17 protein-coding genes are annotated in these 20,189 nt (G+C 45.1%); 9 read left to right on the forward strand and 8 right to left on the reverse strand.

Translation table 11 applies throughout. The annotated features are described in order from the left end of the window. Positions 1-54: 54 nt before the first annotated feature. The 8 genes from NG795_RS20395 to leuB all read right to left on the reverse strand — a co-directional run bounded on the left by NG795_RS20395 (position 55) and on the right by leuB (position 7,618). Positions 55-591: a DNA cytosine methyltransferase gene (locus NG795_RS20395; RefSeq protein WP_367290483.1), complete on the reverse strand. Its 537-nt coding sequence runs from the start codon at positions 589-591 to the stop codon at positions 55-57. 30 nt (positions 592-621) lie between these two features. Beyond that, positions 622-840, reverse strand: coding sequence for a hypothetical protein (locus NG795_RS20400; protein ID WP_367290484.1), 219 nt, complete (start codon positions 838-840; stop codon positions 622-624). A gap of 71 nt (positions 841-911) precedes the next feature. Next, a complete protein-coding gene (locus tag NG795_RS20405) occupies positions 912-1,253 on the reverse strand; it encodes a nucleotidyltransferase family protein (RefSeq protein WP_367290485.1) in 342 nt (113 codons plus the stop codon). Between the two features lie 103 nt (positions 1,254-1,356). Then, positions 1,357-2,499, reverse strand: a complete 1,143-nt coding sequence (locus tag NG795_RS20410) for a helix-turn-helix domain-containing protein (RefSeq protein WP_367290486.1) — start codon at positions 2,497-2,499, stop codon at positions 1,357-1,359. Further along, positions 2,492-2,740 (reverse strand): killer suppression protein HigA, encoded by a 249-nt coding sequence (locus tag NG795_RS20415; protein ID WP_367290487.1) that lies wholly within the window; start codon positions 2,738-2,740, stop codon positions 2,492-2,494. Before NG795_RS20415 ends, NG795_RS20410 begins: the two co-directional genes overlap by 8 nt. Before the next feature lie 268 nt (positions 2,741-3,008). Further along, the gene (locus tag NG795_RS20420; protein ID WP_367290488.1) at positions 3,009-4,301 is read right to left on the reverse strand and encodes a hypothetical protein; all 1,293 of its coding nucleotides are present in this window, start codon (positions 4,299-4,301) and stop codon (positions 3,009-3,011) included. 1,222 nt (positions 4,302-5,523) lie between these two features. Then, entirely contained in the window at positions 5,524-6,390 is an 867-nt protein-coding gene (locus NG795_RS20425) for a fructosamine kinase family protein (protein WP_367290489.1), read from the reverse strand. Positions 6,391-6,532: 142 nt separating this feature from the next. Further along, positions 6,533-7,618 (reverse strand): 3-isopropylmalate dehydrogenase, encoded by a 1,086-nt coding sequence (gene leuB, locus NG795_RS20430; RefSeq protein WP_367290490.1) that lies wholly within the window; start codon positions 7,616-7,618, stop codon positions 6,533-6,535. 190 nt (positions 7,619-7,808) lie between these two features. Here leuB and NG795_RS20435 point away from each other — a divergent pair, with 190 nt between their 5' ends. From NG795_RS20435 to NG795_RS20475, 9 genes are all read left to right on the forward strand, one after another. After that, positions 7,809-8,543, forward strand: a complete 735-nt coding sequence (locus tag NG795_RS20435; RefSeq protein ID WP_367290491.1) for a phosphatase PAP2 family protein — start codon at positions 7,809-7,811, stop codon at positions 8,541-8,543. 91 nt (positions 8,544-8,634) lie between these two features. Beyond that, positions 8,635-9,441, forward strand: a complete 807-nt coding sequence (locus NG795_RS20440; protein WP_367290492.1) for a HEAT repeat domain-containing protein — start codon at positions 8,635-8,637, stop codon at positions 9,439-9,441. Between the two features lie 224 nt (positions 9,442-9,665). After that, positions 9,666-11,117 carry an RtcB family protein gene (locus NG795_RS20445; RefSeq protein WP_367290493.1) on the forward strand — a complete coding sequence of 484 codons (1,452 nt, stop codon included), beginning with the start codon at positions 9,666-9,668 and terminating at the stop codon, positions 11,115-11,117. A gap of 5 nt (positions 11,118-11,122) precedes the next feature. Continuing rightward, complete coding sequence (locus NG795_RS20450; RefSeq protein WP_367290494.1) at positions 11,123-12,007, forward strand: CobW family GTP-binding protein; 885 nt, start codon at positions 11,123-11,125, stop codon at positions 12,005-12,007. 3 nt (positions 12,008-12,010) lie between these two features. After that, on the forward strand, positions 12,011-12,442 hold the full coding sequence (locus NG795_RS20455; RefSeq protein ID WP_367290495.1) for an archease: 432 nt from the start codon (positions 12,011-12,013) through the stop codon (positions 12,440-12,442). A 165-nt stretch (positions 12,443-12,607) separates the two neighbouring features. Beyond that, positions 12,608-13,174 carry an S-layer homology domain-containing protein gene (locus tag NG795_RS20460; RefSeq protein WP_367290496.1) on the forward strand — a complete coding sequence of 189 codons (567 nt, stop codon included), beginning with the start codon at positions 12,608-12,610 and terminating at the stop codon, positions 13,172-13,174. Positions 13,175-13,428: 254 nt separating this feature from the next. Then, positions 13,429-15,804 carry a tetratricopeptide repeat protein gene (locus NG795_RS20465; protein ID WP_367290571.1) on the forward strand — a complete coding sequence of 792 codons (2,376 nt, stop codon included), beginning with the start codon at positions 13,429-13,431 and terminating at the stop codon, positions 15,802-15,804. A gap of 62 nt (positions 15,805-15,866) precedes the next feature. Beyond that, positions 15,867-17,945: a tetratricopeptide repeat protein gene (locus NG795_RS20470; RefSeq protein WP_367290497.1), complete on the forward strand. Its 2,079-nt coding sequence runs from the start codon at positions 15,867-15,869 to the stop codon at positions 17,943-17,945. Positions 17,946-17,970: 25 nt separating this feature from the next. Beyond that, entirely contained in the window at positions 17,971-20,151 is a 2,181-nt protein-coding gene (locus NG795_RS20475; RefSeq protein WP_367290498.1) for an O-linked N-acetylglucosamine transferase, SPINDLY family protein, read from the forward strand. Positions 20,152-20,189: the final 38 nt, after the last annotated feature.

The following is a 20,189-nucleotide window of genomic DNA, read 5'->3' on the forward strand; positions in this document are numbered from 1 at the left end:
TCTTTTGTTTTTTTGTCATCAAAATCCAATTTAATTGCCATCTTTTTTACTTTTTTAAAAATGAGCGAACCGTAAGTAATCACTGGCAGTCAGAATTTCCCATTCAACTTGGTAATCTAAGGCTTTTAAGCTGCTGATAATTTGTTCAAAATAGGCTTTGTTGCGAAATCGCATTCCTGGCACATTTTCAAAAATGGCGATCGCCGGTTGATGGCGTTCTACTGCATTGATAAAAATCGGAAATCCATCTCGACTGTCTTTAACACCCTGCTGATTTCCACCGACACTAAAAGGTTGACAAGGAGGACCCCCAATAATGACCGATGCGCCTTCAACTAATTCACTCTCAGGGGTTAACAGAACCCTGTGACAAACAGAATTGAGATTTTTCCGATAAGTCATACAAGCATCGGAGTCCATTTCATATCCAATGGTTCTAAATCCGACGGCTTCAAATCCTAATGCAAATCCCCCACAACCGGCAAATAGGTCAATCACCAATGGTTGAACGCTGGAAGAGGAAATTGGTTTAAGTTCAGCATTCAGAAACTCAAGATAAGGGATTTTTGGGGGGTTTTGGTCACGGATCATAATTTTTAGATGAAAAAATATTGAGAATAATCATTGGGTTGCTTCCCAAAGTTCATCAATAGGAGAAATGAGGTCATCTTCAAACAGCACGCTTCCTTTGAGGGGATTTGTTTCAAGTTGTGGCGAAGTGCTTTCGATGTCTTCTAAAACGATGACGCGGATGATTTTACCTTCCCACTGCTGGGAGTATTCCGACGGAAGGCTAATGATTCCGTTTTGGAGAATGGTTTTAAATTCAAACGCTTGCATGGGTTAAGGGGAGTAAGGGGTATTTTTATTCTAAGCAACCTGGTGGTTTTTTTTCTTCAAAATTTTCAATATCAATCAGGGATTCTATCTCGCGAGGCATAGATAACCTGTGCAGATTCCAGTATCTGTTGACGGCGTAGCCAGTTTTCGCTTTTGGCGATCGCAGTTTTTACAATTAAGTCAACTTCCCGACCAAAAAGGGTTTCTAACTCCTGACGCATTTGAATCGTTTCGGATAAACCCCGCTGAAATTGCGGGTCAAACGTGACCAGCACATCAATGTCACTATCAGGGCGAAAATCATCGCGTAAAACCGAGCCAAATAGGGCAAATTCTGTGATGTGCCAGCGTTGGCAAAACTCTTCAATTTGGGCGAATGGCAGTTCGAGATGGTGGTTAATTGCGTTCATCATTAACAGCGGAATCATTGACCCGGTGCAGGGGTTAGAGATCGCCTCTGATTCCCCTGGCCAAATAGCAGGCGATCGCCTCCTTGATGATCATGGCCATGTCCTGTTAAATTAAAATCCTTTCGGGGAGGGTATTGTTTTTAACTCCCATCTCCCTCGAATGAAAAGAGTCCTTTAAATCATTCATCCAATTGATGGGGATTTTACCCTCATCCTGTAAGCGACCTACGACAATTCCCGGATGAATGCCCAGATTTTTAGCCAAAATAATAATCTGCTCCTTAGAGCGCAATTGGGTTAATTCTACCTCAAACTCTGGCGGAATTAAAAATTTTCTTGCCCATTCATCAGATTCAGTTTCCTGTTTTGATAAAAGGCGGTTTTCTTCATCCCAGTTATCCAAAAAAATCTCCTTTTTTCCATGTAGGAGAATGTGGGCCGCTTCATGAAAAAAGCTAAACCAAAAGCGATCGCTCTGTTTCCCATCGAGAGAAAGCTGAATCAATGCCTTATGAGAATTCAGCCAGCGCGCTGCTCCACTCGTCTGCGATCGGGACAATTTAGGAACAAGAAAGAATACCACTCCGGCATTCTGACACAACTGCTGCATCTGAGGTAAAAATTCTGCTGGAGACAGGACAGTGAGTTCCCGAATGGCTCGAAGCGATGTTTCAAATTTCCCTGAGTTGTACTTCTGAGTATTGAATTTTTCGGCTTCAATTTCGCCTAAGCGTAACCATGCCAAAATTGCTCCCACATCACGGGGCTGGGCTTGAATCGGACGAAAAGCCGCCTCTTTAATCCCATAGTAGTTTCGCCATTCTTGGGGTGAAGCTACCCTAAAAAAACGGAGCATTTCTTGAACAAGATTCGGCTGGTTTTTGGCATCGCTATCCTGTTTTGGAATGATTCCTTGAGCCATTAATTCCTCAACCGGCAACTCATCCAACCAGGACACCCAGTTTCTCAAATCTTCGGCAGCGTCCTGGGGTACTAATTTGGCACGATACTGGGCTTCCCGAGTCAACCAAAACCTGGCACTACTGCCGAGGACAGTTTCTAATTTAAGTGCTGTTTGCTCAGTAATTGGCGCTTTACCGTTAATTAATAAGCTAATATGCTTCGTCGTGTATCCGAGACGTTTTGCTAAATCCGTCTGGGTCCACTCCCGTTCCTCAAGGATGTCTGCGATCGTGTCACCCGGTGGTGAAATCCAGTCTGGGCAAAAAGTTTGTAGATCCTCAGTCATGGTAATCCCCTATCCAAACAATACAAACCTGAGTGACTTGACTCCAGTCGATGCCACCATTCTCTAGTCGAGGCACGGTTTCATGGGCTGGTTCAAATACTAAACGCTGTGGATGGACTAGATCAAGCGCAAATTGTCCAGCCCGATCGCCTTCTAAAGGATGGGGACGACCCGCCTGAAGCGCTGTCACATTACTGACTGCTATTAAATCCTCCAAACGCGCTTTTAGCTTCCGTGCCATGTTATTTCCTAATTTGCGCTTGGCGACCTTTTCCTGCTGGCATAGCTCTTTTAATTTGTTATCTCTAAAGCTAATTTCCATTGGTTTTTACAAATATAGTTTACCATAATTGGAAAAAGTTTACCACATTTGTAAAGTATCGAAATGGGCTTTTGCGGGGTCATATTTCCACCGGACTCGATCTGGCCAGAGCGATCGCTCAACGTCTTGTTGTCGCCTCGATAGTAGTTAAGGCCCGATCGCTCTATCGCCTCGATGCCCGATCGCTCTATCGCCTCGCTCTCCCCCAGGGAATGGTGGGGTCGGCGGCGAGTTCGACGGCGACGGAAAAAGCGCCGTAGCGGTTGAGGTGACTGGGGTCTGCAAAGTAATTATCTTGGGTGGGCCAGAGTTGTCCGAGGTCTCGGAAGATAAAGCCTCGTTGAGTCGCCATCCGTTGCATTTGAGTCCGGAATTGTTGTTCTGAAGAACTTCTCACAGCGTCGAGGTAATCGCTATTTAAGGGGAGATTAACGACAACGAGGGGGATTTGTTGGCTGTTGGTAAATTGCGCGATCGCCTCTAATGCGCGGGTCTGTGCTCCCTGCAAGCTAAATGCGGCATAATCTCCATCATATTGTCCCGATACTCGCGGATGTTTCTGATAGTAAGTCTCGGGATTATAGCGATCGCTCACGGGAACGAACCCCCTGGGTTGCATTTGGTTGGGGGTCTGTTGGGCAGTCAGGGCTTCCATTGTCGGTAGGGGGGGTCTCCCAGTGCCGGGGGTGGGTGCGCTGGGTCTGGGGTTGTTGCGCCTCTCTCCCGGGTCCCCCCGTCGCATCCACATCGCCTGTTGTGCCTCCTCATTGTAGGTGGCGGCAATTTCTTCTCGGACCTGACTAAACCAGACATTCATCGCTTGATAGGTGGTGGCAAGGGCTTCTCGGGGGTCATCATGGGTGGTGAGTGGGGGGGGCGGGTCTATTTTAGGGAAGGCCCCCGGGACTGCACTTTGCCGTCTTCTAGTCGGTCCGGTTCTGGTGGGGGTGGATGACCCTTGGGTTTGCAGGGGGCGGACGCCACTGGAGAGGCGGCGAAACCCTTCGGATTCGAGAATCGCTTGATAGGTGCGATCGGGACGACCATTGTTAAAAGCTCTTACGCCATCAGCCCAAATAATTAGTTTGGGGAGTTGATCCGGAGTCAAAATTCTCCGTAATAGGAGCTCAATGACTTGGGCCGTGGCCCCATTGATGCTAAAGTTATAAATTCTCAGTCCCGGATGTCCATAATGGGCTAAGGCGAGTTCTAAGGCGAGGGGGTCTACGCCTTGTAAGGCGCGGGAACTGCCGACGATTAAGATATCTGGAGGTCCGGATTGGTTCAACTGCTGCTGATAGCGGATCAGTTGTTCGTCGAGTCGCTGACTGTTAAAGGAGGGGAACGGCTGGGACTGGGATCCTCGGGCGTTGACGGCCCCCTGGGCGATCGCCGGAGGAATCCACAGGGTTTGAGTTACTGCTGGGAATGCGATCGCCAGGGATAACAGTCTCAAAGTCACAAACGCGCGTCTTTTCATATAGCTAATTTGTTATGGGGGCGAGTCATTACAGGAAGGCAATCCTCTTGAACAGTTTAGCCAGTTCCGGAGCGCTCCTTGCTTGTCTGCCTGGGACGGTTTTTTGCTCCGTTGAAGTTTCCGGGTCCATTAAGCGTAAGCGATCGCCCTTCTCCAACTTCGGCTGAGATCCGGGAAATCATTTTAGCTCAAATCAGGGGTTGATACTGTTACAATCCAAGCAGGCTCTCGGTCACCGGAACCCACAGAGGAAGTGGGGGGGAAGCGGATAATTCCCGGACTCCAGATGATGCAGGAGGGAGACTCGGTTTGGATCTAGCCCCGAAAATGGGGACCCCAAAATCCCTGTAAAAAAATTTGGAAAATTTTGCAAATCTTCACAAGATTTTCACACCCCTGGATTATCTTGATAATCAGCTAAGGTTCTAAACCTGTTCGTAACTTCTTTCAAAGCCCCTTTAAAAACCGCTGGCTGTAGAGATACCTTTGACAAACGTTTCTTGTTAAAGGGCTAAGCCAGTTTATAAAAATAACCAATAACCAGACCCACGAGGGTCTGGTTATATTTTTGGAGCTAATTTTGGTCCCTGGGTGCCATCGGAGGCAGAACGGGCAGAAATCAGAACCCCCCCTTTCGGGGGTCATACCCCTCAAAAAATTTTTAGAAAATTTCTCCCATCTTCATAAGATATTCACATTCCTTGAATATAGTGATAATTAATAAAGGTTTTAACTTCTTTTTAACTGATTTCAAAGCTCATTTAAACTCCACTGGCTGACATTTTGTCCCGGACCCTTCTTCTTATTGTATTGAATAACCGTCAGCCGGTCTATAACATTCTCCCAGATCCCTGCGGGTCTGGGTCTATTATTTTGGAGGGGCATCCAGGTAGGGGACCCTAAATCTGAGTCCCTTTTGGGATGGAACCCTTTCGGTCTAGGGGATTGCCGCCAGAGGCAGCGACTCCCCGATGGAACCCAGAACCCCCTCAAAAAAATTTTTTCAAAGTCAGGAAAATCTTCATCAGATATTCACATTGGTTGCTTATCTTGAAAACCAGCAACGGTTATTACCTTTTTTTGACTGCTTTCAATAAAGTTTTAAAAACCGCTAACTGACTGCCGATGCCTAAAGCCCTCGATTGTTTTTTAATAACTGTCAGTTAGCTGATAAAAGAAGCCCAGACTCTTAAAGGTCTGGGCTTCTGATTTGGGGGATAAGTTAATGTAATAGGGTGGCGATCGCCCGATTCGCTTGGGACCCATACCCGCCCCCAAATAAATTAAAATGATTGAGGATGTGATAAAGGTTATAAAGGGTTTTGCGCTGTTCATATCCCCCAGGCAACGGCCAAACTTCGTTGTATCCTTGATAGAAAGCCGAAGAAAATCCCCCAAACAATTCGGTCATGGCAATATCAACTTCCCGATCGCCATAATAAGTAGCAGGGTCATAAATAGTGGGTTCCCCCCCTTGAGTCACTCCGGCATTGCCACCCCATAAATCGCCGTGGACGAGGGAGGGTTCGGGGGTATGATTAGCTAATAATTTAGGAATTGCATCCAGGAGGCGATCGCCCTCGGGAAACTGCCCCCCTTTTCGCCGCGCCAGTTGCAGTTGAAACCCGATGCGATGTTCCACCCAAAACTCGGTCCAATCTCCGGTCCAAGTATTAATCTGCGGGGTGGAACCAATGGTATTATTTCGACTCCAGCCAAATTTACCGCAACCGGAATGTTGATGTAAAGCCGCTAATTTCCGCCCCATTTCTCGGGAGACTTCAGTATCAGCACGAGAAGCCAACTCCAGCCACTCTAAAACAATATAGGCTGAATCATTGGCAATGCCGGTACAAATCGGTTGGGGGACCCGAATGGTCTGGGTGTCCCACATTTCCTGCAATCCCAACGCCTCCGCCTCAAACATCGGCAAATCCACGGCGCGATTCAGCTTGACAAAATAGGTGCGACTGCCGCCGGTGACGCGATACCCTTGATTGATGCAACCCCCGCCCACAGAACGGCGATCGCCCAGGGCAAATTTCTCTCCAGTTACCTCAGTAATCTGTTTCGCAATGTGATCCCACATGATTCCTTCGTTGAGTATCCCTGAATGTTCTGAAATTTGGTTTTTTAAATCCTAGCCCTGTCAAGGTGTATTTGTAGGGGCCTGCGCATTGCGCCCCTACAAGAAACTTCAATCTATCTATTTACAGTCGGCTGTGACGGGTTTATCCAGCTAAGGCTTGAAGTAATGCATCACCCATTTGGCGACATCCCACCAGTTTCATGCCTTCAGACATGATATCTCCCGTGCGATATCCGGCATCGAGGACTTGGAGAACCGCTTGCTCAATTTTGGTTGATGCTTCCGGTTGATCTAACCCATAGCGCAACATCATGGCTGCACTTAGAACTTGGGCGATCGGGTTGGCTTTATCCTGTCCGGCAATATCGGGCGCTGAACCGTGGACGGGTTCAAATAAACCGGGACCCGACGACCCTAAACTCGCAGAAGGCAGCATTCCAATACTGCCTGTTAGCATGGCAGCAGCATCGGAGAGAATATCTCCAAACAGGTTGCCGGTAACAATGGTATCGAATTGTTTGGGCCACCGGACTAATTGCATGGCGGCGTTATCGACATACAGGTGAGAGAGTTCCACATCGCTGTATTCTGCGGCGAGTTGAGTGATGCGATCGCGCCAAAGTTGGGAGACATCCAGGACATTTGCCTTATCAACCGAACATAATTTACCCTGGCGTTTTCGGGCTGTTTCAAAGGCGACACGCCCAATGCGATCGATTTCTGATTCCGTATAGGCCATTGTATTGACCCCGCGTTTTTCTCCGGTTTCCGTCTCGAAAATGCCTTTCGGTTGACCGAAGTAAATGCCGCCAGTGAGTTCCCGGACGACCATGATATCGACGCCTTCGACGACTTCCCGCTTAAGACTGGAGGCATCTACCAGTTGGGGTAAGATGGTCGCCGGTCGTAAGTTGGCAAAGAGATTCAAACCTGCACGCAGTCCCAGTAAGCCGGTTTCCGGTCGTTGGTGGCGGGGGAGGTTATCCCATTTGTAGCCGCCGATCGCCGCGAGGAGGACAGCATCACTATCTTGGCATTGTTTGAGGGTTTCCGAGGGCAGGGGTTCTCCGGTGGCATCGATGGCGGATCCGCCGATCGCCGCTTCCGTGAAGGTAAAACTCAAGTCGAGTTGCTGTCCGACCAGGTTTAAGACGTCTACCGCGATCGCCATAATTTCAGGGCCGATGCCGTCGCCGGGAAGAAGAGTTATGCGGTAGTTTTGGGTCATAGTATGTTCTCAACCAGTGCTTGCAAATGATTCATCATATCCAAAAACTGCACCCTTTGAGACTGGAGTGAGCACATCTGGATCGGGGGCGATCGCAATTCATTCAGAACTCAAATTTCTACCGGAGTCTTTTCATCCTAAACTGAAGGGAGCATCTCGGGTTTGATTGAGTTCGATTAGTGGATTTAAGATGACGATGTTCAGGTTTCGGCAAAAAGCAGCGCAGTTGGTTCGGTTTTGGCAGCAGCAATTTAATTCTCAATCATTGTTATCCCTTCACTCCCTGATGTTAATCAAGGGTATTTTGATATTTTTGCTGTCAATGGGAGTATTTTTGTATATTACCGATGGGGTCATAAACCAAAAAACTCAGGATTGGGATTTAAAGATCATGCTGGCTATTCAAAAAACCCATAGTCCCATTCTGGATATCCTGATGACAACCTTTTCTAATATAGGTGGACCTGTGGTATTGATAGGTATCTCTGTGGGATTAACGGTCAAATTTTGGCTCCGCAGACAGGGGATTGAATTGTTTGGATTGTTGTGGGCAGCTATAGGCGGGGCCCTAGTAAGTCTGTTGATTAAAGCCGGTTTCAATCGCGATCGACCCCAGATATGGGCGATGATCCATGATCACTTGAATACCTCCAGTTATCCCAGTGGTCATGTGATGAATGGGGTGGTGATTTATGGGTTTTGTGGTTATTTGTTAGGCCGGTCTTTTCCACGATGGCGAGGGTTGATTTATTTGGGAACTTTTTTACTGGTGTTGGGGATCGCCTGGAGTCGAATGTATGTGGGATTGCATTGGCCGACGGATGTTTTAGCTGGATATGCCACGGGTTTGGCTTGGTTGGATGTCTCAATCATCAGCTTTGAAATTCGCAAACGGCGAGAGGAAATGCGGCGGGGAAAAATTTAAAGTTTTTTCTATTTTATGAAGAATAAAGCGCTTAAATTGTTTTTTTATGCCAAGATAGAAACCAGCCAACTAATTGTTAAAGGAAGAATCAATGATGAGTTCAGCCAATTACACCGCGCCGGTTAGCCAACTGTTGAATTATGGGGCAGTTTACAAGTATGACTTCAAACAAAGTACCGATTATATCGAAAAATTTGGATTCACATCAGAACACATTCCTGAATTAATTCGCATGGTAGGCGATGAGGAATTACACGATGCAGATGCCGAGAGTTTGGAAGTTTGGGCACCGATTCATGCTTGGCGATCGCTAGGAGAACTCGGTAATGAAGCGGCGATTCAACCCTTACTCTCCTTAATTCCCCTATTATACGATAACGATTGGTTCATAGACGAATTGCCTCATGTTTTGGCTCAAATTGGCCCAGCCGCAATTCCAGCTTTGAGAGATTATTTAGCCAATCCTGATTATGACGCCTCCCCCCGATCCTCGGTGGTCGATTCTCTGGAAGTGATGGCGACTCAGCATCCCGAATTCCGGGACCAGTGTGTGAGCATTTTAACGGAAAGGTTGGCCTATTCCGATCCAGAGTCCCAAATTTTAAACAGTTTTATTGTTTACAGTTTAGTCGAATTAAAAGCCGTAGAGGCAGCTTCGGAGATTGAGGCAGCATTTGTAGGCGATCGCATTAATAAAGATTGGTGCGACAATTGGGAACTCGTCCAGGTCGGATTAGGATTAAAAGAACCCAAGAAGAAACTGAAAGACCCCGCTGGGATTGCCGCCTTGTTTGAGAAACATTCCAAAAAACGTTCTCCAACCCAAATCACCTCTGGGTTTGGGTCCGCTAAAACTCAGCAAAAATCGGGAAATAAAAAGAAGAAAAAACGCAAATAAACCAGAACAATCCCGTATCCTCTTGCGGTTCTTGGACTAAAATCTACACCCCACGGTGCCCGTTTTGGAAATGATTTTCCTTGACCATATCACCGGAGTAGGCAAAAGACTAAGGCAAAGGTTAGGATAGACAGAATAGAGGCAGATAACTTAGGGTTGGCAATCCATCCCTGAGTGTTCTGCCTGCCTGTTGCTTTTCCAAATTTTATCCTCAAAATAATTTTATGAAACCCATAGAACGAATTTCTGATTATCTTTGGGAAATTCCCACCTCCTACAAACCCGGAATGCGCGTTCCCGCGCGAATTTATGCCACAGAACAGCTAATCCGCGATATGGACGAAGCGGTTGCGGACCAAATCAGCAATGTGGCAACCCTGCCGGGAATTACCCAAAGTGCTTTATGTATGCCTGATGGTCACTTTGGCTATGGATTTCCCATTGGCGGTGTTGCCGCAATGGATATTGCCGAAGGGGGAGTCATTTCTCCGGGAGGTATTGGTTTTGATATTAACTGTGGAATGCGTTTAGTCGTGACCAATCTCACGGAAAAAGAGGTCAAACCTAAGATTAAAAAATTAATCGATAAGCTGTATGAACGAGTTCCCGCAGGAGTAGGAAGTAAAGGCTTTGTAAAAGTCTCCCGCAATGAATTTCGCCAAGTGGTGGAAGAGGGGGCCAAGTGGTGCATTAACCAGGGTTATGGATGGGATGAGGATTTAGAACTAACCGAAGAAAATGGCTGTATTGCCGGGGCTTATGCCTCTAAAATTAGCGACAAAGCCATCGATCGCGGTTGCAATCAAATCGGAACTTTGGGGTCGGGTAACCACTATTTAGAAATTCAAGTCGCCCGTCCTGAAAATATTGTGGACCCAGAATTAGCCGAAGCCTTTGGGATTACCATTCCTAATCAAGTGGTGGTGATGTTCCACTGTGGTAGTCGCGGATTTGGACATCAGGTGGCGACGGACTATCTGCAAGTTTTTCTGAAAGTCATGGAATCCAAATATGGGATTAACATTTTAGACCGAGAATTGGCTTGTGCGCCATTTAATTCTCCCGAAGGACAGGATTATTTTGCAGCCATGAAATGTGGATTAAATATGTCCTTTGCCAACCGCCAGGTAATTTTGCACCGGATTCGTGAGGTGTTTTCTGATGTCTTTGGAAAGTCCGCTGAAGCATTAGGAATGCATCAAGTTTACGATGTGTCTCATAATACGGCCAAGTTAGAAGACCATATTGTAGATGGCAAAATGCGATCGCTACTGGTCCATCGCAAAGGGTCTACTCGCGCCTTTGGTCCAGGAATGGAAGGCATTCCAGACCGCTATAAACCTTATGGTCAGCCGGTGATTTTAGGCGGCAGTATGGAAACTGGATCTTATCTGTTAGCGGGGGTATCCACAGGTGCTCAAAGTTTCTTTAGTACCGCCCACGGTAGCGGACGAACCATGAGTCGAACCAAGGCGCGAAAACAGTGGAATGGGGAACAATTACAAAAAGATATGCAGAAGCAAGGAATTTACATTAGAACCACCTCCTGGCGGGGTTTAGCTGAGGAAGCAGGGGGCGCTTATAAAGATGTGGATGCGGTGGTCAAAGCTACGGAATTAGCTGGATTAAGTAAGCGCGTAGTTCGCTTAGTTCCGATTGGAAATGTCAAGGGGTAATCACCATGAAAACACGGACGCCGATTACGGTGATTACGGGACCATTAGGCAGCGGAAAAACCACCTTACTGCGCTATATTTTGGAGACAGTTCCCCGCAAAATTGCCATTTTAATGAATGAATTTGGCGAAATTGCCATTGATAGCAAAGTTATTGAGGGGAAAAATATTCAAATTGCTGAATTAGGCGGGGGTTGCGTGTGCTGTTCCCTGGCGGGGGAATTTGAGGCGGCAGTTGAAGAAATTCTCGAAACGATTCACCCGGAGGTAATTGTGGTGGAAACCACTGGGGTTGCTGAACCCGATGCTTTAGTGTTTGACATTCAAGAGACTTTACCTCAAGTAATTTTGGATGGAGTAATTACCACCATTGATGCCGATGGATTAGTCAAATATCCCAATATTGGGCATACCAGCCGACTGCAAATTGAAGGGGCGGATTTCATCCTGTTAAATAAGGTGGATTTGGTCAATGAGGAAGAATTAAGGGCAATTGAGAAGAAGCTAACGGAGATTAATAGTATCGCCCCAATTGTCAAAACCGAACGCTGTCTAGTGGACCCGGAGTTGCTGTTTGGATTAAATCGCGATCGCATTCAAAAACCACCCCATCACGTTCATCAACCGGAATTTGATTCCTTTAGCTATACCTCAGACCATCTCTTCCATCGTTCCCGGTTTGAATCCTTCGCAGATAACTTAGAATCCGAGGTCTATCGCGCCAAAGGATTTATCCGCTTTGCTGAGGGTAATTATCTATTTAATTTCGTCGCTGGACGCTGGGAATTGGAACCTTTTGAATGGGCAAAAACCGAGTTAGTGTTTATTGGAAAACAAGTACAGACTCTCCAATCTGACATCATCCAGCGATTGCAATCTTGTGAGGAATAGCCCATGCCTTATGAATTTTTAGAAGAGGTGGCAACAGCAGATATCGCCTTTGTTGCCCAAGGGAAAGATTTAGAAGCGGTATTTATTGCCGCAGGGAATGCCACGGTTAATGCGATGATTTTTGAGTTAGAAAGTATTGCCCTAACCGAACAGCGTCAGTTTACCTTAGAGAACGATGAATTGGATATGTTGCTGTTTAATTATTTACAGGAATTCCTGTATTATAAAGACAGTGAACAGTTGTTGTTGCTGGGACAACAGGTGACGATCGCCCAGAAGAATGGACTGTATCAATTAGAGGCGATCGCCAAAGGAGAAACCCTCGACCCGGATCGCCATGAACAACGAGTTGATGTCAAAGCAGTCACCTTACATCAATTTAAACTTGAATCCACCCCAGAGGGATGGATAGCAATGGTTATCCTGGATATTTAACAAGGGGTTTGAGGGACTAAAGTTCTGAACTGCATTTAATTTCAGCCCGATAAAATTATCAGGGTTCCCTGGATATCGGAGGAAATTTCCTGATTTTTCAGTCATCTTCTCGTAATAAGGGAAAGTCAAAAAACAGACTAACCTAGACGATAACCAGGGACAAAAATGCCTCAAACTCAACCGAACCCAACCCCGATAGAACGAGTTTTATCTATGGGGTGGATGTCTAATCCTGCCGAGAGTGGGACGTTTGATTTCACCCCATCGGTTACTCGGTCAGAACTGGCCCAAGTTCTGGGAAAAGCCTTTAAATTAGACCAACGCAATACAGCGGAAAACCCCAAAATTTCCGTTCAAGATATGACCAGCGATCGCCCGGATTATGCCGCCATTCAAACCGCATTAAAAACTGGCACAATGACCGTCGATAGTCAAGGCCGCTTCTTCCCAGATCGCCCCGTAACTCGCGCCGAAGGATTGGCAATTTTTGCCCAAGCTTATGGGGTATTTCAGCTATCAGAAGATGCCGTTACCGACCTGTTAAAAGAGTATCCTGATGCCGTCGATATCCCTGATTGGGCCCAGCAAGCAATGGCCACAGCGTTACAAGAAGGGTTTGTCAATACCGATCGCCATCAAGCAATTCGTCCCTTAGAACCCATGACTAGGGCAGACCTTGCTCATGCCTTAATTCAATATCTGGAAAAACAACAAAATCCCGCCTTTGGCTAGAATTATCTCTAAATAATTCCCCGGATTAAACCGGATTGAACCGGAGTTTCATGAGTTGGTTTTAACCTAAAGCATCCCAGTTTTGCGGTTTCCTTGAATTCATCACGCTTAATTAATCCCAAGGGGTGTAGTTTTTACTGCACCCCTTTCCCATTGGGCCGACAGTCATGATATAATACCCCCGTACTTTTAACTGTTTCCGTGGGTCATCACTGTATAGGGATAACCAGACAAGCGAGAAAAGTGGAACCGTGATGCATATCGATGAGGCGACTGCAACCAATCAACAAGCTGAACGCTATTATCAGGAGGGTAAGTGGACCGAGGCAGTGGCCCTCTGCCATAAACTGATTCAAATTCAGCCAAATTTTGCTCCAATTTATAAAACTTTGGGTAATAGTTTGCAAGCTCAAGGTAAACTAGAGGCAGCAATGCGGGCGTACCATCGCGCATTGGTTCTCAATCCAGAATTTGCCGAAGTTCATGCCAATCAGGGGACAATTTTTTATCAAATCGGTGAGTTAGACTCAGCAGTTCTTTGTTATCAAAAAGCCTTAACAATTCAGCCAAATTGGGCCGGTGTTTATTGGAATTTAGGTAAAGTTGTTAAGGACCAAGGACGAGTCGATGATGGGATAGAGTATCAGAAAACCGCTTTAAATCTCAATCCGAGTCAGTTTCCCCCGGACCTACACAATCAAGTGGGATTAGAGTTAAGTAAACGCGCATCCCTTGAGGAAACCACGGCATTTTATCAGCAGTTTATTGAGACCTACCCTGACTGGGGTCCCGCCTACTTAAATTTAGGCATATTTCTGGAATCTCAGGGGAAGATAGAAGAGGCGATCGCCTGTTTTCAGAAAGCGATAACCCTGCAACCGCATCTCGCTGCTGCTCACTTTAAACTGGGCTATCTGCTGCAACAAAAAAATGAACTTGAATCAGCGATTGATTGCTTTCAATCTACCCTAAAACTGCAACCGGATTGGATTGAGGCTTACAATAATTTAGGAATAATTTTAAGAAAGGTCAAGCGCGAAGAAGAAGCGATCGACTGTTTTAAAAAAGCTATTGAAATTAACCCAAATTTTGCCGAAGGCTACCGCAACTGGGGAACCACTTTACAGCAACAAGGCAAGCTAGAATCTGCCGCTGCTTGTTTGCGAGACTGTATTAAAATTCAGCCCAATTTTGCCCTCGCCCACGGCAATTTAGGCTACGTTCTGGAACAACAAGGCAAACTTGATGAAGCCAAAGCCTCTTTGCGTCATGCGATCGCCTTGGAACCGGATTTAGCAATGGCCTATGGCAATTTAGGCAATATTTTACACCGGGAAGGGTCACTGGAAGAGTCCATCTCCTGTTTCCAAAACGCGATAAAATATGATGCAACTTTTGGGAAGCTCTACTTCCGAGGTCAACCTAGTTTGGAAACTCTCCCTAACCATTTATTGCTGGATCTTCCTGTCACCCAGCCTAAAAAAGTTTGTCGATGGACTCGGGATTTATCCACTCCCTTTCAAGGCAACTTGAACAGTTCGGAAATTACGATTCGAGACATCAGTCCCTCCACCTCCGTACATCTTTTTGCCGGGAAAACCATTTCGGACCTAGATGATTCCAATCCCACCTATTTTTCAGAAACTTCTGGACAATCTCCCTCTAACTATTTAGTGACAGTTTCTCATGGACGGGCTTGGGGTGATTTGTACACCAGTGCCATTTGGACGGAAGATAATCACTTATTAGCCGATATTTCTAACGGAAATGTTCCTTTCCTATTTTCGTTAAATAAATTGCCTCAGATTCATTACTTTGATGAAACAGTGGCATTTTTGTCCACCCTAGGAGGCGCTACATATTATCATTGGTGGGTGGATATTCTGCCTCGATTTGAACTTTTAAATCAGGCTGGAATTGATTTAGATAGCATTGATAAATTTGTCATCAATGATTATAATCAAGGATTTCATAAAGAAGTCATCCAATTCCTGGGTATTCCCGAACATAAACTCATAACCAGCGTGGAATACCCTCACTTACAAGCCCGTCAGTTGATTGTTCCTTCCGCCACCAGTAGTACAGAAAAATGGTTAGGTTCTTTTATTGAAGGTCCGCCTCAATGGGTCTGTAAATTTTTGCAGCAGAAATTTCTCCCCCTTGCCGATTCTCAGCAGTCAGACCCTATTGATAAAATTTATATTAGCCGAAGAGGTACAAGAATTCGCCGTTTTGTGAATGAACATGAAGTCAGTACCTTATTAGAATCCTATGGATTTAAAACGGTTATTTTAGAATCTCTCTCTGTTCAAGAGCAAATTACCTTATTAGCAGGGGCAAAAATGATTGTGGCTCCTCATGGGGCCGGATTAACGAATACTATTTTTTGTCAACCTGGGACGCAGTTGATTGAAATTTTTTCTCCAAGATATGTACCCGATTGTTATTGGATTATTAGCAATCAAGTCGGGATAGACTATTATTATCTGATTGGGGAAGAAGTAGAAGGGTACTATTTAAAACATCCAGACCCCTCTTATAAACCCCTCAACTGCCCACCCCGGGCTGAACATATTTATGTTAATATAGACTCGCTCTTTCAACTGATGAAGTTGGCGGGATTTATTTAAAGGCAGCAATTAGAGTGAACTTGCAGTTCTGACTATGAATTACCCCAATTCAGCACAAAAAAATGGATAAGCGAGTTGAATCCTTAATTCAGGAAGCAGAGGCATATTACCGACAGGGAAAATTCGAGGCTGCCCGGAGTATTTGTTATCAATTGATTCAGGTCCAGCCTGATTTTGCTCCGAGTTACAAACTCCTGGGTAATATATTGCAATTATCAGGAAAACTGGAGGCGGCAATCCGCGCTTACCAATCGGGAATAGATTTATTTGAAAAAACCTCTAAGGGTTCTATCCAGTTAGGCGAATGTTATGCAGATTTAGGAGATAGTTTAATCAAAATTGGGGCGATAGAAAAAGCGATCGCCTGTTTAGAGAAACAAATTATTCTGCAACCCAACTCAGCCGAGGCTTATTGCACTTTGGGAATTTTATTACATGAGGTGGAAGACCGAAAACGGGCATTTGATTGTTTTACCACAGCAATTCAGATTAAACCCAATTTAGCTGAGGCTTATGGAAATTTAGCTAACCTCTTGGCCGAACTCAATCAAGTCAGTGAGGCGGTTAACTGTTTGAGAAAAGCAATTATTTTAAAGCCTGATTTAGCAGAACTCTCTGGAAATTTAGGAGCTTTATTATTTGAGCAAGGTAAATTTAAAGAATCTATTTTTTATTTAAAGAAGGCTATTGAAATCAAACCTGATTATGCGAATGCTTACCATAAGCTAGGACAGGTTTTTCAACAAAGCAATCAACTGGAAGAAGCCGTCGCTTGCTTGCAAAAAGCAAGTGAACTGCAACCCGATTTTGCCGCTGCCTACGGAAACTTAGGGATGTCCTTGCAACTCCAGGGAAAATTATGTGAGGCGATCGCAGCTTTTCACAAAGCCTTTCAACTCCAACCGGATTTATCTTTGCTATTTTTTAAAGGACAAAAGCATTTAGAAGACACTCTTGAGCAGTTAGTCGCGTTTCCCAATACTCCTCCTAAAACGGTCTGCTTATCAATAGCAAATATTGCTGTTGATTTGGATACAAATAAACCCGATTTAACCTATATTAAAATTAACTTCGGTCAATCCGTGTATCTGCGAGCTCCCAAAAATTCTTCAGGTAACTTCCCTCAAGTCCCTCCTAATCTCCAAGAAAGGTGGGGAGAGTTTCCAGAAAGGTATCTGGCAATTCTGCCCAATGGGCGGGCTTGGGGAGATTTAATTACCACCGCTATTTTGACCGAACAAAATCAACTCCTGGCGGAACTTTCTACAGGGAATGTTGCTCATTTTACGCAAGTCAATAAGCTCCCTACAATTAAAAAATTTGATGGAACTATAGCATTTTTATCGACTATAGGGGGTGATACTTATTACCATTGGATGATGGACATTTTGCCCCGATTTAAGTCACTTCAATTTCAGGGTATTGACTGGGATGCTATTGATAAATTTGTGGTCAATAATTACACCCGCGCGTTTCAAAGAGAAACTTTGAAAGTGTTGGGGATACCTCAAGAAAAAATCATCACCAGTGTAGAATATCCCCATATTCAAGCTTCTCAATTAATCGTCCCATCCGTTCCTAGCAGCATACCGAAATGGTTTGGCAATTATATTCAGGGAGTACCTCCCTGGGTTTGTAAATTTCTGCGTCAAGAATTGATGCCTCTAGCGGGACCCAACCCATTGAAGGGATATGAACGGATATATATTAGCCGTCAACGCTCACAGTTTCGGCGATTTGTAAATGAAGAGGAAATATTAGACTGTTTGGGGAAATTTGGATTTAAAATGGTTATATTAGAATCTTTCTCCGTATCTGAGCAGATTGCAATTATGGCAGCGGCAAAAGCGATAGTTGCCCCTCATGGTGCCGGACTCAGTAATGCCGTATTTTGTCAACCCGGGACGAAACTGATTGAAATCTTTGCGCCCCGCTATGTCGAAAACTGTTATTGGATTTTAAGCAATCATATCAATTTAGACTATTATTATTTAATTGGAGAAAGTCTGGAAAAATACTACGCTACCCGACCCCAGATTCGTCCCCTTAAGCGACTTTATAAGGATGCAAGAACCGACGATATTTATGTCAAAATTGACTCTCTCCTGAAATTAATAAATTTTGCGAATTTGGCTTATTAAATCACCTATTTTTATAAGATTAATTATGAATCAGCCCCACCTCATCCAAAAAGAGGATAACCCCGTTGAAGCATTAATTGAGCAAGCGGAGGCATATTACCGTCAGGGAGAATTACAGTCAGCCCTGACGATTTGCCATCAATTGATTCAGATACAGCCCGATTTTGCCCCCAGTTACAAACTCCTGGGTAATCTGTTACAAGCATCGGGGAAACTTGAGGCGGCAATTCGGGCTTATCAGAGGGCGATCGCCCTCTGTCCTGAGTTTGCAGAAGCCCACGGAAACCTCGGGACCCTTTACTATCAGCAAGGAGATTTTACACAGGCGATCGCCGCCTATCAAACCGCCCTAGAGTTTAACCCCAATTTAGCGGGACTCTACTGGAACTTAGGGAAAGTCTTCAAAGAAACCGGAGAGCTCAATCAAGGGATATTTTATCAAAAAGAAGCCCTTAATATGAATCCCAAATTAGTCGGCGCTTCCGGTTATTTTACCTTGGGTACAGACTTGCTAAATCAAGGCGAGTTAGAAGAAGCGCGGTCCCTGTTTCAAACAACTTTAGAACTTGAACCTACCTCAGCGGAAGCTCATGTTCATTTAGGCATCATTTACCGGCAACAAGGGTGGATGGAAGAAGCCATTAATAGCTATAAAACAGCGATATCCCTTCAACCGGATTTAGTAGAAGCGCATTGGAATTTATATGAATTATTCAGCAGTTCTGACAATTTTGCCGCTGCGCGTAAATCTGCCGACTGCTATATAGAACACTGTCAAGGGGAAGGGCAATCAATGGCAGCGATCGCCTGGATTAGTGCCTATCTCAAAGCAGGCAGCGCTCAAAATGCCTACCAGCATTTTTTAACTTTAGAGTCGCAAGTCCTGAAAAATTTAGACAACCTTTGCGATCGGGATATCCAACGTCTGTATTACAACAGCTTTTATATCCTCACCAATATCCGCGATAATATCCGCCAAAATTCTCACTTTTATCGCCAAATTTCTCAACGCTTTCTTCCCACCATACCGCGCTTCAAGACTCCCCCTCCATCCCGTAATCTCTGCCCTCGCCTTGCCTCAACCCCGTTAAAAATTGGCATCATTTCTCCCCATTACAAGCGACATTCCGTGGGTTGGTGCAGTGCAGATATCCTTCGCGAGTTATCTCTACTCACGCCGGATTTATATCTGTATGTCACAGGTCCTCTCCAACCGGACGATCGCACGACTATTTTTGAAAACTTAGCCGCTAAATTCTATCATCCCTCTGAAGGAGTCAGTCGTCAAACTATTTTTGAAGAAATCCAGAATGATAACTTAGATATTTTAATTGATTTAGACTCGTTAACTATTGATACGAATATTGAAATTCTAGCCTCTCGTCCCGCCCCTATTTGTATTTCTTGGTTGGGCTTTGAGGCCCCGTTTATTTCCTCAAAAAACTACTTTCTTGGGGATTGGCAGACTCACCCCCAGGGAACTGAATCCTACTATCAAGAACAATTAATCCGAATGCCGGATTCCTTTGTGGCGAGTTCGGGATTTGAGCGAATGAAAGCTGACAGCGATACTTTGAGACATTCTTTGGGAATTAATTCAAACCAGGTGGTTTATCTTTGTGTGGCCCCCGGACGTAAATTTAATGGGGATTTAGTCCGCGCTCAAGTTGCCATCCTCAACCAAGTTCCTGAGAGTGTTTTACTCTACAAAGGAAAAGGCGATCGCGCTGTCATTTCTGCCACTTATCAACAAGAATGCCAGCTCCAAAATGTCAGTTTTTCGCGCCTTCATTTTTTACCCCGAACTCGCACTGAAGAAGAACATCGAACCCTCTATTTATTAGCCGATGTTTTACTCGATTCCTATCCCTATAATGGCGGAACCCATACCTTAGAAGCGTTATGGTTTAACCTCCCCCTGGTGACCCGCAGTGGGGAACAATTTCTCTCTCGAATGGGCTATTCTTTCTTACAAGCTTTGGGAATCCAAGCGGGAGTGGCATGGAGTTGGGAGGAGTATGTGGAGTGGGGGGTCCGCTTCGGATGCGATCAACGCTTCCATCAGCAAATTAAACAGCAGTTAATCCAATCCAAAACAGCGGAAACTCTCGCCCCCTTGTGGAATCCTAAAAAGTTTGCTCAGGATATGTATCGTCTCTTTGAACAGTTGCGTCAGTTGGAGGATGAGAAATTAGGTTTTTATTAGGGTTATTGTTCCCTATCAAAAAAATGTTTAAAATTCCG

This window comes from Laspinema palackyanum D2c (assembly GCF_025370875.1).
GTDB classification, from domain to species: Bacteria; Cyanobacteriota; Cyanobacteriia; order Cyanobacteriales; family Laspinemataceae; genus Laspinema; species Laspinema palackyanum.

What these genes read in the sequence shown, in the direction of transcription:
- NG795_RS20420 (WP_367290488.1), bottom strand. Translation starts at nt 4,301, where the DNA reads ATGAAAAGACGCGCGTTTGTGACTTTGAGACTGTTATCCCTGGCGATC.
- NG795_RS20450 (WP_367290494.1), top strand. Translation starts at nt 11,123, where the DNA reads ATGAAAACACGGACGCCGATTACGGTGATTACGGGACCATTAGGCAGC.
- NG795_RS20445 (WP_367290493.1), top strand. Translation starts at nt 9,666, where the DNA reads ATGAAACCCATAGAACGAATTTCTGATTATCTTTGGGAAATTCCCACC.
- NG795_RS20400 (WP_367290484.1), bottom strand. Translation starts at nt 840, where the DNA reads ATGCAAGCGTTTGAATTTAAAACCATTCTCCAAAACGGAATCATTAGC.
- NG795_RS20425 (WP_367290489.1), bottom strand. Translation starts at nt 6,390, where the DNA reads ATGTGGGATCACATTGCGAAACAGATTACTGAGGTAACTGGAGAGAAA.
- NG795_RS20395 (WP_367290483.1), bottom strand. Translation starts at nt 591, where the DNA reads ATGATCCGTGACCAAAACCCCCCAAAAATCCCTTATCTTGAGTTTCTG.
- NG795_RS20455 (WP_367290495.1), top strand. Translation starts at nt 12,011, where the DNA reads ATGCCTTATGAATTTTTAGAAGAGGTGGCAACAGCAGATATCGCCTTT.
- NG795_RS20405 (WP_367290485.1), bottom strand. Translation starts at nt 1,253, where the DNA reads ATGATGAACGCAATTAACCACCATCTCGAACTGCCATTCGCCCAAATT.
- NG795_RS20440 (WP_367290492.1), top strand. Translation starts at nt 8,635, where the DNA reads ATGATGAGTTCAGCCAATTACACCGCGCCGGTTAGCCAACTGTTGAAT.
- NG795_RS20470 (WP_367290497.1), top strand. Translation starts at nt 15,867, where the DNA reads ATGGATAAGCGAGTTGAATCCTTAATTCAGGAAGCAGAGGCATATTAC.
- NG795_RS20410 (WP_367290486.1), bottom strand. Translation starts at nt 2,499, where the DNA reads ATGACTGAGGATCTACAAACTTTTTGCCCAGACTGGATTTCACCACCG.
- NG795_RS20465 (WP_367290571.1), top strand. Translation starts at nt 13,429, where the DNA reads ATGCATATCGATGAGGCGACTGCAACCAATCAACAAGCTGAACGCTAT.
- NG795_RS20435 (WP_367290491.1), top strand. Translation starts at nt 7,809, where the DNA reads ATGACGATGTTCAGGTTTCGGCAAAAAGCAGCGCAGTTGGTTCGGTTT.
- NG795_RS20460 (WP_367290496.1), top strand. Translation starts at nt 12,608, where the DNA reads ATGCCTCAAACTCAACCGAACCCAACCCCGATAGAACGAGTTTTATCT.
- leuB (WP_367290490.1), bottom strand. Translation starts at nt 7,618, where the DNA reads ATGACCCAAAACTACCGCATAACTCTTCTTCCCGGCGACGGCATCGGC.
- NG795_RS20415 (WP_367290487.1), bottom strand. Translation starts at nt 2,740, where the DNA reads ATGGCACGGAAGCTAAAAGCGCGTTTGGAGGATTTAATAGCAGTCAGT.
- NG795_RS20475 (WP_367290498.1), top strand. Translation starts at nt 17,971, where the DNA reads ATGAATCAGCCCCACCTCATCCAAAAAGAGGATAACCCCGTTGAAGCA.